The sequence below is a fragment of the Streptomyces sp. NPDC016845 genome (assembly GCF_044332585.1).
In the GTDB taxonomy this organism is placed as follows: domain Bacteria; phylum Actinomycetota; class Actinomycetes; order Streptomycetales; family Streptomycetaceae; genus Streptomyces.
In genome coordinates, this window is sequence record NZ_JBIRPI010000005.1 from 276,725 (window position 1) to 295,041 (window position 18,317).

At 74.3% G+C, this 18,317-nt stretch carries 13 protein-coding genes and 1 riboswitch; of the genes, 8 read left to right on the forward strand and 5 right to left on the reverse strand.

The window, feature by feature from the left end; all coding sequences use genetic code 11:
* Positions 1 to 29 precede the first annotated feature (29 nt).
* Complete coding sequence (gene cobN / locus ACH4RC_RS17190) at positions 30 to 3,740, reverse strand: cobaltochelatase subunit CobN (protein WP_398201120.1); 3,711 nt, start codon at positions 3,738 to 3,740, stop codon at positions 30 to 32.
* 32 nt (positions 3,741 to 3,772) lie between these two features.
* Positions 3,773 to 3,933: riboswitch (cobalamin riboswitch) on the reverse strand.
* 69 nt (positions 3,934 to 4,002) lie between these two features.
* On the opposite strand from cobN, the gene ACH4RC_RS17195 reads away from it, so the two are divergent.
* The 3 genes from ACH4RC_RS17195 to cobJ are packed head-to-tail and all read left to right on the forward strand — an operon-like array spanning position 4,003 to position 7,527.
* Entirely contained in the window at positions 4,003 to 5,370 is a 1,368-nt protein-coding gene (locus ACH4RC_RS17195) for a cobalamin biosynthesis protein CobG (protein ID WP_398201123.1), read from the forward strand.
* Complete coding sequence (locus ACH4RC_RS17200; RefSeq protein WP_398201125.1) at positions 5,363 to 6,004, forward strand: precorrin-8X methylmutase; 642 nt, start codon at positions 5,363 to 5,365, stop codon at positions 6,002 to 6,004. The genes ACH4RC_RS17195 and ACH4RC_RS17200 overlap by 8 nt, the downstream gene beginning before the upstream one ends.
* Complete coding sequence (cobJ, locus tag ACH4RC_RS17205; RefSeq protein WP_398201126.1) at positions 6,001 to 7,527, forward strand: precorrin-3B C(17)-methyltransferase; 1,527 nt, start codon at positions 6,001 to 6,003, stop codon at positions 7,525 to 7,527. Before ACH4RC_RS17200 ends, cobJ begins: the two co-directional genes overlap by 4 nt.
* Here the strand turns inward: cobJ and ACH4RC_RS17210 are convergent.
* Positions 7,494 to 8,261 (reverse strand): cobalt-precorrin-6A reductase, encoded by a 768-nt coding sequence (locus ACH4RC_RS17210; RefSeq protein WP_398201127.1) that lies wholly within the window; start codon positions 8,259 to 8,261, stop codon positions 7,494 to 7,496. The two genes, cobJ and ACH4RC_RS17210, sit on opposite strands and share 34 nt — an antisense overlap.
* 11 nt (positions 8,262 to 8,272) lie before the next feature.
* Between ACH4RC_RS17210 and ACH4RC_RS17215 the strand changes: the two genes are divergently transcribed.
* On the forward strand, positions 8,273 to 9,403 hold the full coding sequence (locus ACH4RC_RS17215; protein ID WP_398201130.1) for a cobalt-precorrin-5B (C(1))-methyltransferase: 1,131 nt from the start codon (positions 8,273 to 8,275) through the stop codon (positions 9,401 to 9,403).
* Between the two features lie 257 nt (positions 9,404 to 9,660).
* Here ACH4RC_RS17215 and cobM read toward each other — a convergent pair whose 3' ends face one another.
* Both cobM and cbiE read right to left on the reverse strand, forming a co-directional pair.
* Entirely contained in the window at positions 9,661 to 10,410 is a 750-nt protein-coding gene (gene cobM / locus ACH4RC_RS17220; RefSeq protein WP_398201133.1) for a precorrin-4 C(11)-methyltransferase, read from the reverse strand.
* Entirely contained in the window at positions 10,407 to 11,687 is a 1,281-nt protein-coding gene (gene cbiE / locus ACH4RC_RS17225) for a precorrin-6y C5,15-methyltransferase (decarboxylating) subunit CbiE (protein ID WP_398201136.1), read from the reverse strand. The genes cobM and cbiE overlap by 4 nt, the downstream gene beginning before the upstream one ends.
* Positions 11,688 to 11,905: 218 nt before the next feature.
* Between cbiE and ACH4RC_RS17230 the strand changes: the two genes are divergently transcribed.
* Positions 11,906 to 14,236: a DUF6049 family protein gene (locus ACH4RC_RS17230; protein WP_398201139.1), complete on the forward strand. Its 2,331-nt coding sequence runs from the start codon at positions 11,906 to 11,908 to the stop codon at positions 14,234 to 14,236.
* A 112-nt stretch (positions 14,237 to 14,348) separates the two neighbouring features.
* Here ACH4RC_RS17230 and ACH4RC_RS17235 read toward each other — a convergent pair whose 3' ends face one another.
* Positions 14,349 to 15,287 carry a LysR family transcriptional regulator gene (locus tag ACH4RC_RS17235; protein ID WP_398201142.1) on the reverse strand — a complete coding sequence of 313 codons (939 nt, stop codon included), beginning with the start codon at positions 15,285 to 15,287 and terminating at the stop codon, positions 14,349 to 14,351.
* 82 nt (positions 15,288 to 15,369) lie between these two features.
* Here ACH4RC_RS17235 and ACH4RC_RS17240 point away from each other — a divergent pair, with 82 nt between their 5' ends.
* The 3 genes from ACH4RC_RS17240 to ACH4RC_RS17250 are packed head-to-tail and all read left to right on the forward strand — an operon-like array spanning position 15,370 to position 18,297.
* Entirely contained in the window at positions 15,370 to 16,821 is a 1,452-nt protein-coding gene (locus tag ACH4RC_RS17240; protein WP_398201145.1) for an MFS transporter, read from the forward strand.
* Positions 16,742 to 17,488: a ParA family protein gene (locus tag ACH4RC_RS17245; RefSeq protein WP_398201148.1), complete on the forward strand. Its 747-nt coding sequence runs from the start codon at positions 16,742 to 16,744 to the stop codon at positions 17,486 to 17,488. The genes ACH4RC_RS17240 and ACH4RC_RS17245 overlap by 80 nt, the downstream gene beginning before the upstream one ends.
* On the forward strand, positions 17,488 to 18,297 hold the full coding sequence (locus ACH4RC_RS17250) for a ParB/RepB/Spo0J family partition protein (RefSeq protein ID WP_398201151.1): 810 nt from the start codon (positions 17,488 to 17,490) through the stop codon (positions 18,295 to 18,297). The genes ACH4RC_RS17245 and ACH4RC_RS17250 overlap by 1 nt, the downstream gene beginning before the upstream one ends.
* The last annotated feature ends 20 nt before the right edge of the window (positions 18,298 to 18,317 follow it).

Sequence of the window (18,317 nt, forward strand, 5' to 3'; positions counted from 1 at the left end):
GCCACTCCTCCTCGTTGGCGCGCCGCGCCCTACTCGTCCGACTCCAGGTCGCCCTCGGTCTCCAGGTAGACCTGGCGCAGCGCCTCCAGGACCCGCGGGTCCGGCTTCTCCCACATGCCTCGGGACTCGGCCTCCAGGAGGCGTTCGGCGATGCCGTGCAGGGCCCACGGGTTGGCCTCGGAGAGGAACTGGCGGTTCGTCTCGTCGAGGACGTACGTCTCCGTGAGCTTGTCGTACATCCAGTCGGCGATGACGCCGGTCGTGGCGTCGTAGCCGAAGAGGTAGTCGACCGTCGCGGCGAGTTCGAAGGCGCCCTTGTAGCCGTGGCGGCGCATCGCCTCGATCCACTTGGGGTTGACGACGCGGGCGCGGAAGACGCGGGACGTCTCCTCGACCAGGGTGCGGGTGCGGACCGTCTCCGGCCGGGTCGAGTCGCCGATGTACGCCTCGGGGGCCGTGCCGCGCAGGGCGCGGACCGTCGCCACCATGCCGCCGTGGTACTGGAAGTAGTCGTCCGAGTCGGCGATGTCGTGCTCGCGGGTGTCGGTGTTCTTCGCCGCCACCGCGATGCGCTTGTACGCCGTCTCCATCTCGCCCCGGGCCGACTTGCCGTCGAGGCCGCGGCCGTACGCGTAGCCGCCCCAGACCGTGTAGACCTCGGCGAGGTCCGCGTCCGTGCGCCAGTCCTTGGAGTCGATCAGCTGGAGGATGCCCGCGCCGTACGTGCCCGGGCGCGAGCCGAAGATGCGGGTGGTGGCGCGGCGCTCGTCGCCGTGTTCGGCGAGGTCGGCCTGGGTGTGGGCGCGTACGTGGTTGTGCTCGGCCGGTTCGTCGAGGGACGCGGCGAGGCGGACCGCGTCGTCGAGCAGGCCGATGGTGTGCGGGAACGCGTCGCGGAAGAAGCCCGAGATGCGCAGGGTGACGTCGATGCGGGGGCGGTTCAGCTCCTCGTACGGGATGGCTTCGAGGCCCGTCACCCGGCGGGAGGCGTCGTCCCAGACCGGGCGGACACCGAGGAGGGCGAGGGCCTCCGCGATGTCGTCGCCCGCTGTGCGCATGGCACTTGTGCCCCAGAGGGAGAGGCCCACGGAGGTGGGGTACGCGTTGTCGTTGTCCGCGCGGTAGCGCTCGATGAGGGAGTCGGCCAGGGCCTGGCCCGTCTCCCACGCGAGGCGGGAGGGGACCGCCTTCGGGTCCACGGAGTAGAAGTTGCGGCCGGTCGGGAGGACGTTGACGAGGCCGCGGAGCGGGGAGCCGGACGGGCCCGCCGGGACGAAGCGGCCTGCCAGGGCGCGTGCCGTGTTGTCCAGTTCGGCTGTGGTCGCGTTGAGGCGCGGGACCACTTCCTCGGCGGCGAAGGTCAGGATCCGGTGGACGGGGCTGTCCTGGGCGCCCGCCTCGTCCGTACCCGGGGTCTGCCGCCCTGCCCACCCTGCCGCCCCAGGCGGCAGACTGCCCACGGAGGCACTCACCTGGGCCGGGTCCCAGTTCGCCGCCTCCATGGCCTCCACCAGTGCGCGGGCCGTCTCCTCCGCCTCATCGGCCGCCGTGCGGGTCGCCGCCGACTCGTCCAGGCCCAGCGCCTCCCGCAACCCCGGCAGGGCCTGCGTGCCGCCCCAGATCTGGCGGGCGCGGAGGATGGCGAGGACGAGGTTGACGCGGTCGGGGCCGGCCGGGGCCTGGCCGAGGACGTGCAGGCCGTCGCGGATCTGGACGTCCTTGATCTCACAGAGCCAGCCGTCGAGATGCATGATGAACTCGTCGAAGCCCTCGTCCTCGGGACGGTCCTCGACCCCCAGGTCGTGGTCGAGCTTCGCGGCCTGGATGAGGGTCCAGATCTGGGCGCGGATCGCCGGGAGCTTCGCCGGGTCCATGGCCGCGATCTGGGCGTGCTCGTCGAGGAGCTGCTCCAGGCGGGCGATGTCGCCGTAGCTGTCCGCGCGGGCCATCGGCGGCACGAGGTGGTCGATGAGCGTGGCGTGGACGCGGCGCTTGGCCTGGGTGCCCTCGCCGGGGTCGTTGACGAGGAAGGGGTAGATCAGGGGGAGGTCGCCGAGGGCCGCGTCGGGGGCACAGGCCGCGGAGAGGCCCGCGTTCTTGCCGGGCAGCCACTCCAGGTTGCCGTGCTTGCCGAGGTGGATCATCGCGTCCGCACCGAAACCGCCGTCGGCGGACGAAGCCGCGATCCAGCGGTAGGCCGCCAAGTAGTGGTGCGAGGGCGGCAGGTCGGGGTCGTGGTAGATCGCGATCGGGTTCTCGCCGAAGCCGCGCGGCGGCTGGATGAGGACGAGCAGGTTGCCGCGGCGCAGGGCCGCGAGCACGATGTCGCCCTCCGGATTGCGGGAACGGTCGAGGAACATCTCGCCGGGCGGCGGGCCCCAGTGCCGCTCGACGCTCTCGCGCAGCTCCTGCGGCAGCGTCACGTACCAGCGCTTGTAGTCGGCGGCCGGGATACGGACGGGGTTGCGCGCGAGCTGCTCCTCGGTCAGCCACTCCTGGTCGTGGCCGCCCGCGTCGATGAGCGCGCGGATCAGTTCGTCGCCGTCGCCGGAGGCGAGACCGGGGATGTCGGCCGCGTCGCCGAAGTCGTAGCCCTCGGCGATGAGGCGCTTGAGCAGGACGATCGCGGAGGCGGGGGTGTCGAGGCCGACCGCGTTGCCGATGCGGGAGTGCTTGGTGGGGTACGCGGAGAGGACCAGCGCCAGTTTCTTCTCCCCCACCGGGATGTGCCGCAGCCGTGCGTGGCGTACGGCGATACCGGCCACGCGGGCCGCGCGCTCCGGGTCGGCGACGTACGCCGGGAGGCCGTCCTCGTCGATCTCCTTGAAGGAGAACGGGACGGTGATCAGGCGGCCGTCGAACTCCGGCACCGCGATCTGGCTGGCGGCGTCGAGCGGGGAGACGCCCTCGTCGTTCTGCTCCCAGTCCGCGCGGGAGGAGGTCAGGCACAGGGCCTGGAGGATCGGGACGTCGAGGTGGGTGAGGGCGCCGGCGTCCCACGCCTCGTCGTCGCCGCCCGCGCTCGCCTCGGCGGGGCGGGTACCGCCGGCGGCGAGGACCGTCGTGACGATCGCGTCGGCGGGGCGCAGGGCGTCGATCAGCTCCGGTTCGGGGGCGCGGAGAGAGGCGACGTAGAGGGGGAGGGGGCGGGCACCGGCGCGCTCGATCTCGTCGCACAGGGCGTGCACGAAGGCGGTGTTGCCGCTCATGTGGTGGGCTCGGTAGTAGAGCACCGCGATGGCCGGGCCGTCCGACGGCGACTGCTTTCGCTCCAGCGGGCCCCATGTGGGGGCCGGGGCCGGGGGCTCGAAGCCGTGGCCCGTCAGGAGGACCGTGTCGGAGAGGAAGTTCGCCAGCTGGGCGAGGTTGGCCGGGCCGCCGTGCGCCAGGTAGGCGTGGGCCTCCGCCGCGATGCCGACCGGGACGGTCGACGCCGCCATCAACTGGGCGTCCGGGGCCTGCTCGCCGCTCAGCACCACCAGCGGGACCCCGGCCGCGGTCAGCCGGTCGATGCCGTCCTGCCAGGCGCGGACCCCGCCGAGGAGACGTACGACGACGAGCGCGACGCCGTCGAGGAGCGCGGGGAGTTCGGTGTCGACGTCGAGGCGGGAGGGGTTCGCGAAGCGGTACGTGACCGCGTCGTCAGCGGTGGTGGCGTGCGCGGCGTTGGCCGCGCGGGCGCTGAGCAGATCGGTGTCGGACGTCGACAGGAGCAGGAGCTGCGAGGGCTGCTGGGGCATGCGTCGTCGGGCCTTCCTCGGGGTGTCCGCGCCCCGGGTGGTCGTTGGACGGCGGGAGTTCCTGGCTCACCCTCTCTTGTACGAGAGGGCTCACAGTGGCGGGACCGCGCCGGAATTCCACCGGGCTTCCTCCCCTGTCGCCGTCGCTGGCGATGGTGGCGGGCCGGACGGGACCGCCGCGGTTCATCGTACGGGGCGAGGGTGTGACCTGGTACGGGAAGCTACGGGAAGCCCGTCATGGGCGGTGGGTATGCTCCGACGCATGCCCGCCTCCCCCATACCCGTCCGTCCCGGTGCGTCCGGTGTGCCCGGAACGTCCGCGGCGTTTCCCGGTGACGCCTGCCCCGGTGCGCTGCGGCTGCACGCCGCGGACGACGGGTATCTGGCGCGGGTCCGCGTCCCGGGCGGTGTGCTCGACGTGGCTCAGGCGCGGGCCCTCGGCGACGCGGCCGGGCGGCTCGGGGACGGGGCGCTGCACCTCACGTCGCGGGGCAACGTACAGCTGCGCGGGCTGCGGGACGGGTGCGGTGGGGAGCTGGCGGAGATGCTCGGCGCGGCCGGGCTGTTGCCGTCCGCCGCGCATGAGCGGGTCCGGAACGTCGTGGCTTCGCCCATGTCCGGGCTGGACGGGCTCGGGTTCGTGGACGTACGGGGTTGGCTGACCGGGCTTGACGCGGCGGTGCTGGCCAGCTCCGTGACGCCCGCGCTGTCCGGGAGGTTTCTCTTCGGGCTCGACGACGGTCGCGGGGATGTGGCCGGGCTCCGGCCGGATGTGCTGCTGCGCGGGCGGGCGGACGGGTCCGCGGTGCTCGCGATCGGCGGGGCGGAGTTCTTGCTGCGGTACGAGGACGGGGCCCGGGGGGCGGTTGTCGCGGCGGAGGTTTTTGTCGAGGCCGTGCGCGGCGTCTCGGGCCGACGGGTGTGGAGAGTGTCCGAACTGGACGCGTCCGGCGCCGAGTTGTCCGCGCTCATCGCCGAGCGACTTTCCGCAACTGGCATCGAGGCCACCTCCGCCGGGGGCGCGGGGGGCGACGAGATCGCAACCGGTGCTGACGCCAACGCCACGGGGCTCCACCCCGGGCCCCGCTCCTCAATCGCCGGAGAGGCCGGAATTCACGGACCGTCCGCAGCCGTGATCGGGTCGGCGGGCCCTGCGGTGCGCAAGCTCAGGGGTTCCGCCCCGGATCCCGCTGCCTCTGGTACGACGGCGGGGCTTGTTTGTATCCCCCCGTTCGGATCGATCACCGGTGCTCAATGGGGCGCGCTTGTCGACCTGGCCGCTGGACTTCCCGCCAGGGAGATCCGGTTGACCCCCTGGCGGCGGATCGTCGTGCCCGGGGCCACCCGCGGCAGCGCACCCGCCGGGCTGATCGCAGACCCCGACTCACCCTGGTCCCGCCTGGGCGCATGCGTTGGGCGGCCCGGTTGCGCCAAGTCCCACACCGACGTGCGGGCCGATGCCGCGAGCAGCACCCCGCACCCCACCCTGCCCACCTACTGGTCCGGCTGCGAACGCAGATGCGGGCATCCCGTCGGGCCGTACGTGGACGTCGTAGCCCGCCCGGACGGAACGTACGCCGTCACGACCGTCACGACCCTCACGACCGAAAGAGCCGAACCCCGTGTATGACTACGAGAAGGACGGCGCCGCGATCTACCGCGAGTCCTTCGCCACCATCCGCACCGAGGCGGCAGCCGGCCTCGCGGAGCTGCCCGCCGACGTCGCCCAGGCGGCGGTCCGCATGATCCACGCCTGCGGTCAGGTGGATCTCGTACAGGACATCGGCTTCTCGGCCGGGGTCGTGACGAAGGCGCGCGCCGCTCTGCGCGCGGGCGCGCCGATCCTCTGCGACGCGCGGATGGTCGCCAGCGGCGTCACCCGCAAGCGGCTGCCCGCCGACAACGATGTGGTCTGCACCCTCGGCGACCCCGGAGTGCCGGACCTCGCGGCCGAGTTGGGGACCACCCGCAGCGCCGCCGCGCTCGAACTGTGGCGGGACCGGCTCGACGGCGCCGTCGTCGCGATCGGCAACGCGCCGACCGCCCTCTTCCACCTCCTCGAGATGGTCGGGAAGGGCGCGCCCAGGCCCGCGGCCGTGCTCGGCATACCCGTCGGGTTCGTCGGCGCGGCGGAGTCCAAGGACGCGCTGGCCGCCAACGAGCTCGGGCTCGACTACCTGATCGTCCGCGGGCGCCGTGGCGGCAGCGCCATCACCGCCGCCGCGATCAACGCCATCGCGACCGAGGTGGAGATCCAGGCATGAGCGAGTCACTCGTCGAGAAGGGCAAGCTGTACGGGGTCGGGCTCGGGCCCGGTGACCCCGAGCTGATGACCGTCGCCGCGGTCCGGGCCATCGCCGGGGCGGACGTCATCGCGTACCACTGCGCCCGGCACGGCCGTTCCATCGCCCGCTCGATCGCCGCGGAGCACATCCGCGAGGGGCAGATCGAGGAGCGGCTGATGTACCCGCTCACGGTCGAGACGACCGACCACCCCGGCGGCTACCGCGGCGCGCTCGACGACTTCTACGCCGAGGCCGCCGCGACGCTCGCCGCGCACCTCGACGCGGGGCGCACCGTCGCCGTCCTCGCGGAGGGCGACCCGCTCTTCTACGGCTCGTACCAGCACATGCACAAGCGGCTCGCGGACCGGTACGACACGACGGTCATCCCGGGTGTCACGTCGGTCAGCGCGGCGGCGGCCCGGCTCGGGGAGCCGCTGTGCGAGGACACGGAGACACTGACGATCATCCCGGGGACGCTCCCCGGGGACGAGCTGGCGGCGCGGATCGCGGCGGCGGACTCGGCGGTCGTGATGAAGCTGGGCCGCACGTTCACGAAGGTCCGTGGCGCGATGGAGAACGCGGGGCGGCTCGACGACGCCCGTTACGTGGAGCGGGCCTTCATGGCGGGCGAGCGCACCGGCCGCCTCGCCGACATCGACCCCGGGTCGGTGCCGTACTTCTCGGTCGCGGTCCTGCCGTCCCGTATCGACGCCACCCCCGCCGAGGGACGTGAGCGGGGCGAGGTCGTCGTCGTCGGGACCGGGCCCGCCGGGGCGCCCTGGCTGACGCCCGAGTCGCGCGGCGCGCTCGCGAACGCCGATGACCTGGTCGGTTACACCACCTACCTCGACCGGGTGCCGGTCCGCCCCGGTCAGCGGCGGCACGGTTCGGACAACAAGGTGGAGTCCGAGCGCGCCGAGTTCGCGCTCGACCTGGCGCGGCGCGGGCGGCGCGTGGCCGTCGTCTCGGGCGGCGACCCGGGTGTCTTCGCCATGGCTACGGCCGTTCTCGAGGTCGCGTCGCAGGAGGCGTACGCGGACGTGCCCGTACGGGTGCTGCCCGGCGTCACCGCCGCCAACGCCGCGGCCGCGAAGGCGGGCGCCCCGCTCGGCCACGACTACGCCACGATCTCCCTCTCCGACCGGCTCAAGCCCTGGGAGGTCATCGCGGAGCGCCTGCGCGCGGCCGCCGCCGCCGACCTGGTGCTCGCGCTCTACAACCCCGGCTCACGCAGCAGGAACTGGCAGGTGGGCAAGGTCCGCGAGCTCCTCCTCGAGGTGCGGCTTCCCGACACCCCGGTCGTCCTCGCGCGGGACGTGGGCGGGCCCGAGGAGAGCGTCCGCACGGTCCGTCTCGCCGATCTCGACCCGGCCGTCGTCGACATGCGCACGCTGCTCATCGTGGGCTCGTCGCAGACGCGGGCGGTCGTACGGGGCGACGGTTCCACGGTGGCGTGGACGCCGCGGCGCTATCCGGAGGCGGTGGCGCCGGAGCGCGCCTGAATCCAGGCGGCGGCCTCCGCCACCGTGGCCGCCTCCGGCACCCCCCCGGGGGTCGGCGGGCGCCGGACCACGACGACCGGGACGCCCGCCTCCCTGGCCGCCGTCAGCTTGGGGGCGGTGGCCGCGCCGCCGCTGTCCTTCGTCACCAGGATGTCGATGCGATGGCGGGCGAGTACGTCGCGTTCGCCCGCCAGTGTGAACGGGCCCCGGTCCAGGAGCAGCTCCATGTGCGGCGGGCACGGCGGCTCCGGTGCGTCGACGGAGCGTACGAGAAAGTGGGCGTCGTCGATGTGGGCGAACGAGGCCAGGCCCATGCGGCCCGTGGTCAGGAAGGCGCGGCGCCCCGTTCCCGCTTCCTGGACCGCTCGCGCCGCCTCCGCCAGGGAGTCCACCTGCCGCCAGTCGTCGCCCTCGCCCGGGACCCAGCCGGGCCGGCGCAGCGCCAGCAGGGGAACATGGGTGGTGGCGGCCGCTCCGGCCGCGTTGAAACTGATCCTCTCGGCGAAAGGGTGCGTGGCGTCGATGACCGCGTCCACGGCGTGCTCGCGCAGCCAGCGCGCCATGCCGTCGGCTCCGCCGAAACCGCCGATCCGGACCTCGCCCGGGGGCAGGCGCGGGGCGGCGACGCGGCCCGCGAGCGAACTGGTGACCCGTAGGTCGGGGTGCGTGTGCAGCACTTCGGCCAGGCGCCTGGCCTCCGTCGTGCCGCCCAGGACCAGTACATGTACAGGCATCGAGGGGCTCCATGGGTGACATGCCCGAGGCGAAGGGCGGGCGCGGCGCCCAACTCAAGCACACCGGTCTGCGGTCCGGCTGGACGACCGGGGCCTGTGCGACGGCGGCGACGACCGCCGCGTACACCGCGCTGCTGAGCGGGGAGTTTCCGGACCCGGTGACGATCACGTTGCCCAAGGGGCAGACGCCGGCGTTCGCGCTGGCGGTCGAGGCGCTCGACGCGGGGGCGGGCGGGCCCCGGTCCGCGACCGCCGGGGTCGTGAAGGACGCCGGTGACGATCCCGACGTGACGCACGGTGCGCTCGTCCGGGCCACGGTGCGGGTGCTGCCCGCCGGGTCGGGGGTCGTCTTCCGGGCCGGTCCCGGGGTGGGTACCGTCACCCGTCCCGGGCTGCCGCTCGACGTCGGTGAACCCGCGATCAATCCGGTGCCGCGGCAGATGATCCGGGAGCATGTGGCGCGGGTCGCCGCCGCGTTCGGTGGCGGTGGGGACGTGGAAGTCACCGTCTCCATCGACCACGGCGAGGAGATCGCCCGCTCCACCTGGAACCCCCGCCTCGGCATCCTCGGCGGCCTCTCCGTCCTCGGCACCACCGGGGTCGTCGTGCCCTACTCCTGCTCGGCGTGGATCGACTCCATCCGGCGGGGGGTCGATGTGGCGCGGGCGGCGGGGCGCAAACATGTCGCCGGGTGCACCGGGTCCACGTCCGAGAAGACGGTCGTACGGGAGCACGGGCTGCCGGAGGACGCGCTGCTCGACATGGGGGACTTCGCCGGGGCCGTGCTGAAGTACGTGCGCCGGCATCCCGTCGACCGGCTCACCATCTGCGGCGGGTTCGCGAAGCTCTCCAAGCTGGCGGCGGGCCATCTCGACCTGCACTCGGGGCGGTCCCAGGTCGACAAGGGGTTTCTGGCGGAGCTGGCGGTGCGGGGCGGGGCGGGGCCCGGGCTTTCCGCGCGGGTCGCTGGGGCCAATACCGGGCTGGCGGCGCTGGAACTCTGTGCCGGGGCGGGGGTGCCGCTCGGGGACCTTGTCGCGGCGGAAGCCCGTGCGCAGGCGCTGCTCGTGTTGCGGGGCGCGCCGGTCGAGGTGGACGTCATCTGCATCGACCGCGCCGGGAACGTGGTGGGCCGGGGCTGAACGCCCCGCCGTGGCCCCTCGCCCAGTGGCCGACTCACCGCTGCGTCGTGGCTGGTCGCGCAGTTCCCCGCGCCCCTGGAGGCATGCGGCTCCGCCGCGCCTCCATCGGGAGATGGTGCACGAAGTGCGCATCTCAGGGGCGCGGGGAACTGCGCGAGCAACCACGACGAGAGCCGCGCCCGAGAACGACGCGAAGGGGGCAGACGCCCCCAGGGGCGCGGGGAACTGCGCGACCAGCCCCCACCGGCCCGCGGAGATCAGCACACGTGGCGATCCCGCTCCGCCGAGTACAGATGGCTGTCCCGGAACTGCGAGGCACCAAGCGTGCGGCCCACCAGGATCACCGCCGTGCGCAGCACACCGGCCGACTTCACCTGCCCCGCGATGTCCCCGAGGGTGCCCCGGAGCACGAGCTCGTCCGCGCGGCTCGCGTACACCACGACCGCCGCCGGGCACTCGGCCCCGTAGTGCGGAAGCAGCTCGGCGACGATCCGGTCGACGTAACGCGCCCCGAGGTGCAGGACGAGGAGGGCGCCGCTCGCGCCCAGGGTCGCCAGGTCCTCGCCCGCGGGCATCGGCGTGGCCTGCTGCGCGATACGGGTGAGGATGACGGTCTGGCCGACGGTGGGCACCGTCAGCTCCCGCTTCAGCGCGGCGGCGGCCGCCGCGAACGCGGGCACGCCGGGGACGACCTCGTACGGGATGCCGTGCGCGTCGAGGCGGCGCATCTGTTCCGCGACGGCGCTGAAGACCGACGGGTCGCCGGAGTGCAGGCGGGCCACGTCCTGCCCGGCCTCGTGCGCGGCGACGAACTCCCGCTCGATGGCGTCGAGGTCGAGGCCGGCCGTGTCGACGAGCCGCGCGTCCGGCGGGCACTCGGCGAGGAGTTCCCTCGGGACCAGCGAACCCGCGTAGAGGCACACCCGGCAGGCGGCGAGGGTGCGCGCGCCGCGCACCGTGATCAGGTCGGCGGCGCCGGGGCCCGCCCCGATGAAGTACACGGTCATGCCTGTTCCACCTGTCCCGCTCCGAGAGATTCGCTGGTCTTCGTCGCCGACCACTGCGTGACCGGCATCGCCTGCCGCCAGCCCGTGAACCCGCCGACCGGCACGGCGTGCGCGACCGCCAGTCTGACGAGTTCGCCGCCGTGGCGCCGGTACCAGGCGGCGAGGAGCGCCTCGGATTCCAGGGTGACGGTGTTGGCGACGAGCCGCCCGCCGACCGGCAGCGCCGCCCAGCAGCGTTCGAGAAGGCCGGGGGCCGTGAGCCCGCCGCCGATGAACACCGCGTCGGGCGCGGGGAGTTGAGCGAGCGCGTCCGGGGCAGGGCCCGTGACCACGGTCAGCCGCGGCACCCCGAGCCGGGCGGCGTTGCGCCCGATCCGCTCAGCCCGTGCCGGGTCGCGCTCGACGGCGTACGCGCGGCAAGAGGGGTGCGTACGCAGCCACTCCACGCCGATCGAACCGGACCCGCCGCCCACGTCCCAGAGGAGTTCGCCGGGGGCGGGGGCGAGCGCGGCGAGGGTCGCGGCGCGGACATGGCGCTTGGTGAGCTGGCCGTCGTTCTCGTACGCGGCGTCCGGCAGGCCGGGCACGGCGCCGAGCCGGAGGGCGTCGGGGGCTCGGCGGCAGGCGACGGCGACGACGTTCAGCGGATCGCCGGGCGCCCGGTCCCACTCCGCGGCGACGCCCTCGTACCTCGCCTCACCGCTCTCCGCGCCCAGCTGTTCGAGCACCGTCATCCGGCTGGGTCCGAAGCCGCGCTCGGTGAGCAGGGCCGCCACCTCGGCCGGGGTGTCCGCCCCCGCCGACAGGACGAGGACCCGGCGCCCGTCGTGCAGCGCGGCGGCGAGCCGGTCCGCCGGGCGGCCCACCAGGGTGACGACCTCGGTCTCCTCGACGGGCCAGCCGAGCCGCGCGCACGCGTGGGAGACGGAGGACGGCTGCGGCAGGACCCGTACGGCGGCCGGGCCCGCGATCTCGGTCAGGGTGCGCCCGATCCCGTAGAACATGGGGTCGCCGCTGGCCAGGACGGTGAGGCGGCGCCCCGCGTACCGGGCGAGGAGCCCGGGGACGGCAGGGCGCAGCGGGGTGGGCCACGGCACCCGTTCCGCGAGGCACTCGGTGTCCGGCAGCAGGGCGAGCTGGCGCGGGCCCCCGATGACGACCTCGGCGGCGCGCAGCGCGGAACGCGAGCTCTCCGGCAGTCCGGGCCAGCCGTCGGCGCCGATCCCGACGACGGTCACCACGGGCGGGGCGGGCGTCGCGGAGGGCGGAGGAGTCACTGCCTGGTACCTCGTACGGGTTGCGTCGCGATCGGTGGGTTTACGTGTGGTCAAGGGAGCCGCACTCTATCGGGCGACATCAGCGACCCCGCCGACGCCCCTGGGGCACCGCGCCCGACGCGCCGCCCGGCCGTTCGGTCCCCGGAGCGGCCCCCCGCACGGTGTTACCTCGGGAACCGGACCGGTGACAGCGAGCGGGTAGCGGAGGTACGGGGCGCATGACGAAGTACGGGGCGGCGCGGGCCTGGGTCGTGTCCGCCGTGGTGCTCGGGGCATCCGCCCTCCCGGGAACGGGGACGGGCTCGGTGACGGGCTCGGTGACGGGCGCGGTGACGGGCGCGGGGCCGCGGGGCTCGTCCGACGGCGACGCGGTGCGGGTGGCCGCCGAGAACGCCCCGGGGCGCGCGGCGGCCTCCGCCCGCACGTCGTGCGCGACCGGAACCGGCGCCGTGGGCGCCGCGCAGGCGGCCGGGACGGCTCCCACCGTGCACACGACCGGCGCCGGCTCGGTGCGGACGGCCGTGACCGGCGGCGTGCACGAGGGCGGCGGCTCCCCCGTCCTGGCCGGTGACACGGGCGGTCTGCGCGCAGCCGGCGCGGACACCTCCTGCGCGGACGGCCTGCGGACCCCGCGCACGAGCGGCGACGCCACGGACCGCGCCGACCGCGCCGCCGCCCCGCGCGCCGCCGCCCCACTGCCCCCCGCCGACGAGGGCCCCGGGGACGCCACCGCCGACGCAGCCGACACCGTGCGCGCCGCCGTCGTCTGGCCGGTCATGGCGACCCCGCACATGACGGCCGCCGCCCTCGGGTCCGGGGCGGGGGCGCAGGCCGTTTTCGATGACGACGCGCTGGCGGGGCTGTTCACCACGGGCGGGCGGCTGCGGGAGGTCGTCGAGGCGGGGAAAGGGCGCGAGGTCAGCTGGGTGCTCGACCCGGAGCTGGTGATCGCCGCGCAGGAGATGGCGAACGGGTACCGGATCGCGGGCAGCGCCGACTCCAGCAACCCGCAGGACAGCACACGCGGTACGGGGCAGAGCGCGGCCCGGTCGTGGCTGGCCGCGCTCCGGGACGCGGTCGAGGGGCGTGACGTGTGGCTGCTGCCGTTCGCCGACCCGGACCTGGCCTCGCTCGCCCACCATCCGGGCACCGACACCGCCGATCTGACGGAGGTCGTCGCCGGTCTCGCGGACGCCACGAAGGACGAGGTCGACGACATCCTCGGCGCCGGGACGCGGACCGGCCTCGGCTGGCCCGCCGACGGCGCGCTCGACACCGAGATCACGCGGCTGGGTCCGGAGCTCGGCATGACCCGCGTGCTCGCCTCGGGCGAGGGGCTGACCCCGGCGGGCGCGGACCCGGTCACTCTCAACGTTCCCAAGGCCGCGATCAGCACCGGTGGCAGCCCCGGCATGCGGACCGATGAGAACGACGGCTCCGACTCAGCCTCCGACTTGGACTCCGGCTCCGGCTCCGGCTCCGGCGCCAAGGTCACGCAGATCACCGCCCTCCCCTACAACGCCACCCTCACCACCGCCCTCGCCCGCATCAAGGACCCGGATCCCACCGCCTCCCCGTCCCCGTCGGTCTCCCCGGCCCCCCAGGCCTCCACGACCAAGTCACCGAGCACCGGCCCCACGCCCAGCGCCGGCCCCACCACCGGTCCGACCGGCTCCCCCGACCCCGCGACGCTCACCCGCATCACCGCGCTCCTCAAGAGCAACACCCGCCCCGTCCTCGTACCGCCCCGCGACTTCTCCGGCACCGCCGCGGACGCGCTCGGCGCCGCGCTCGACACCGGTACGGACAAGGGCTGGCTGGACCTGGAGGGCATCCGCAGCGCCGACAACGACCCCGTACGCGGCACGGTCGCGGCGCCCGCGAAGTATCCGTCCGGGCTGGCGGGCGGCGAGCTGACCGGCGCCCAGCTCTCCGCCGTCGCCGCCGACCTGGACGGGCTCGCCACCCTGAGCAAGGTGCTCGCCGATCCGAAGACCACCACCGCCTCCGTGCACGCGGCCATGGCGCGCGCCCTGTCCACGGCCTGGCGGCTGCGGAACGACGCGGCGCAGGAGACGTTCCAGGAGCGTACGTCCGACTTCCTGGACACGTCCGTGGAGTCGTTGCGGCTCGTGCCGAAGACGACGCTGACGCTGACCTCCGGTGACTCGACGGTCCCGGTGACCGTCGACAACGGGCTCCAGCAGCCGGTCTCCGGGCTCGAACTGCGGGTCACCTCCAGCGACCCGGAGCGGCTGCTGGTCAACGACCCGAAGCTCGCCGTGGAGGCGGCGGGCTCCGCGAACCACACCGCCCACGTCGACGTCACCGCCAAGGCCAACGGCAAGGCGCGCGTCACCGCCCGGCTCTACACCCGTAGCGACGGCAAGCCGTGGGGCAGGCCGATGACGTTCGAGGTGGACGTCACCTCGGTGTCGACGGGCTCGATCGCCGTGGTGGCGGCGGGGGTCGTGCTGATCGTGCTCGCGGCGCTGTTCCGGATGCGGCGGGTGCGCGGACGCCGAGCCGCACAGCCACCTGTGGAATAGGGCAGGTGCCCCCAACGCCGCCCCGCACAGCCACCCGCAGACCAGGTGGCCCCGGCACCGCCCCGCACAGCCGTCCCCGGAGCGAGGCATCCCGACCCTGACCGTACGGATGTCACGGGCCGGTCCGGGCCCAGCCCGGCAGCCAGTGCTCCTTCGCGTCCGGGGCGTAGCCGGCCGTCAGGTGCGCGCGCAGCGCGGCCAGGCCCGGGTGCGGGTTGTCCTCGCGCCAGAGGAGCGAGTGGGGATAGACCGGTTCCGGGTGGCGTACGGGGATGGTGCGCAGGTCGAGACCGGCCGGGTAGGCGAGCGGGGTGCGCGGGCCCATGAACGTGGCGACCGTCGTCGACTCCGCGACGGCCTGGAGCAGGTGGTCCGTGCCGAAGTTCGGCCCTGCCGCGTCGATGGTGAGCCCGTACTCCGCCGCCAACTCCCGGTAGTACGCCGCCCATTCGGTGCCCGGTGTCAGGCTCGGCATCCAGATGCGGTGACCGGCGAGGGCGTGCAGCGTGGTGCTGTCCGCGTCCGCGAGGGGGTGGCCGGGCCCCGTGACGAGCAGGAGCGGTTCGTCCGCCACGCGCGTGCTGCGCACCCCGGGCGGCAACTGGTCCTCGGGGACGCGGCGGGCCCAGAACCCGGAGTCGACGCTGCCGTCCCGCACCGCGGCGAGCACGGTCCTGCCGTCGGCGCCGAGCGCCACCACGTCGAGCGGCACGTCGGGGTGGGCGCGGTGGAAGTCCTGGACCAGCCCTGCCGTCATGGCGCGGGTACCCATCACGTCGACCCGCAGCGGGCGCCGCCCCGGCCGTACGGCAGCGGTGGCCTTGTCCGCCGCCCGCAGTACGGCCCTCGCGTGCGGCAGGAACGCCTGCCCGTCCAGGGTGAGCCGGGCGCCGCGCGGCACCCGCGTGAACAGCCGCACACCCAGCTCCCGCTCCAGAGCGGCGACCCGCTTGGAGACGGCCTGCTGGCTGACGCCGAGCTCCTGCGCGGCCACCTGGAACTGGCCCTCGTCGGCGACGGTGACAAAGGTGCGTACGGCTTCCACATCCACCTCGCCATACAACCATGAGTTGTACGAGGCCGGTCTCCCGGTTGTTTGATCGGGGCGGCCCGCACCGCTTACATCGCAGGTCATGACGGAGACGCGGGTACGGCTCGGCCGGGATTTCGGATGGTTGTGGGCGGCGTTCGCCGTGAGCACGGCGGGCAGCTGGCTGGCGCTCGACGCCTTCTCGCTGATCGCGGTCCTCGTCCTGGACAGCGGCACGGCGCAGGTGTCGTTCCTGGCGGCGGTCGGGCTCGCGGCCGGGGCGCTGATCGCGGTGCCGCTCGGCCCGTGGGTGGAGTTCCGCCGCAAGCGTCCCGCGATGATCGGGGCGGATCTCGTGCGGTGCGCGGCGCTCCTCACCTTGCCGGCCGCGTACGTCCTCGGCGTCCTGGGCTTCACCCAGCTCGTGCTCGTGTCGGTCGTCGTGGCCACCGCCGACATCGTCTTCAAGGCCGCGAGCGGGGCCCACCTGAAGGCCCTCGTACCGGCGGAGGGGCTGCTCGTCGCCAGTGCCCGGTTCGAGACGACGGCGTGGACGGCGACAGCCCTGGGCCCGCCGCTGGGCGGCGCGGCGATCGGGGTGCTCGGCCCGCTGACGACGGTCGTCGGGGACGCGCTCAGCTACGTCCTGTCGGCGGCGGCCGTCCGCGCGATCCGCACCCCCGAGCCGGTGCCCTCCGGGGGCGGCGCGGCCCGGTACCGCTGGGCCGATGTGGGGGAGGGCTGGCGGTACGTGTGGCGCCGTCCGGATCTGCGCGCGCTGTTCCTGAACTCGGCTCTCAACAACGCCCTGATCATGGTCGGCTCCCCGTTGACGGCCGTGCTCATGCTCCGCGAACTCGGCTTCCCCGTATGGCAGTACGGCCTCGCCTTCAGCGTGCCCTGCCTCGGCGGCCTCCTCGGCTCCCGCCTCTCGCCCCGCCTCGTGCGCAGGTACGGGACGCGCCGGGTGCTGTGGGTCAGCGGGGCCGCGCGGGCGTGCTGGCCCGTGGGCCTGGCGTTCACCGGGCCAGGGATCGGCGGCCTGCTCGTGGTGATGACCGTCGAGCTCGGGCTCATCACCTGCTGCTCCGTCTTCAACCCGGTCATGGCACGCGAACGCCTCCGGCGGACCGACGCGGACCGGGTGGCCCGCACCCTGACAGCCTGGTCCGTCACCGGCAGTGCGGCTACCGCTGCGCTGACCTTGGCGTGGGGTGGGCTCGCGGCGGCCATCGGTACGCGGGAGGCGCTGGGCGCGGCGGGTGTCCTTCTGCTCGGCACGCCTGTGCTGTTGCGTCCCTGGGCTACGAAGTCCCCCGCGCGGCGGCCGTCCTGGCGCCTGCGGCGTGTACACCCCGCCCCGGCCCCGCCGCGCTGTCACAGTGACCACGAGCAGGCGTCCAAAACGCGCCAAACACACCCATTAGGGAGTTCTCGTGGCACATGTGCACGTGATCCTCAATCAGAAAGGCGGGGTGGGGAAATCCACCCTCGCCGTGAACCTGGCCGCCGTCACCGCCGACGTGCTCGGCGCGGGCGAACCCCGGGAAGGTGAGCACCCGCCGGTCGTCGCCGTCTCCATCGACCCGCAGGGCTCGGCCGTGTGGTGGTCCGAGCGGGTCGGCGACGGCCTGCCGTTCGACTTCGTGCAGGCGCACAACGACCTGCCCGGGCTCGCCGCGCTGTCGCGGATCCCGTCGGCCCAGCACATCTTCGTCGACACCCCGGGCTGGCTCGACCTCGCCGAGAACGACGGCGCCGACCCCCTCGGCAAGGGGGCCGCCGCCGACGCGCTCCGGGCCGTCCTCTCCACCGCCACCGACGTGATCGTGCCCATCGAGCCCGAGCCGCTCGGGTTCCAGCCGACGCAGCGCACGGTCGAACGGGTCGTCAAACCGCGCGGGCTCCCCTTCCGCGTCGTCATCAACAACTGGGACCCGCGCGACGGCAAGGCCGACCTGGAGCAGACCCGCGCCTTCGTCGAGGCGCAGGGCTGGCCGCTCGCCCGTACCGTCGTGCGCCACTACAAGCTGCACACGCGGGCCAGCGCGGACGGCCTGGTCGTCACTCAGTACGGCGCCAACCGCGTCGCCCTCCAGGCCCGCGAGGACTTCTTCCGGCTGGCGCTCGAAGTGGGCCTCGCCGCGATCCCGAAGCCCGCGCGCGGCACGCGGACCCGTACGCGTACCCGTACCCGCGCGAAGAAGGAGGTGCAGGCCTGATGGGGCGCCGTACCGATCTCTCCTCGCTCCTCGGCGCGACGGCCCCCGAGAACCCCGCGCCGCAGGCCCCCGGCACGCGCCCGCTCACCGTCCCCGTCTCCGACCTCGCCGAGAACCCCGACAACCCGCGCCACGAACTGCGCGACCTCGACGGGCTCGCCGAGACCGTGCGCGAGCGCGGCGTGCTCCAGGCGCTCGGCGTCGTCCCCGCCGCCGTGTTCGTCGCCGCGTACCCGCACCACGAGAAGGCGGTCGGCGCGGCCCCGTACGTCGTGCTGCACGGCCACCGGCGCCTGGCCGCCGCCAAGATGGCGGGGCTCGACGAGGTGCCCGTCCTCGTCCGGGCCGACGCCAGCCGCTCCGACGAGGACGCGCTGATCGAGAACGTCCAGCGCGACGACCTCACCGAGCTGGAGCAGGCCCAGGCCATCCAGGGCCTGATCACCGCCTACGGCTACTCGCAGCGCCAGGTCGCCGCCCGCATCGGCAAGACCCAGGGCTTCGTCTCCCAGCGCCTGTCCCTGATGAAGCTCCGCGAGGATCTCCAGGAGGCGCTCGCCGACGGGCGGGTCTCCGTCGAGGACGCCCGGCGCATCGCCCGCCTCCCCCGCGAGGAGCAGCGGCTGCCGGGAGAGTACGGGGAGCTGCCCACCGCCTCCGTGCCCGCCGCCCGCGCCGAGCGGCGGGGCCGCGATTACGGCGTAATCACCATCGACAGCCGGGGGACGCCGCAGGACGTCGTGGACTCCCTGCGCCGCCACCTCGCCCCGGCCACCCTCGACCGGATCGTGCAGCTCCTGCGCGGCTGACCCGGGCCCGATCGCCCCTG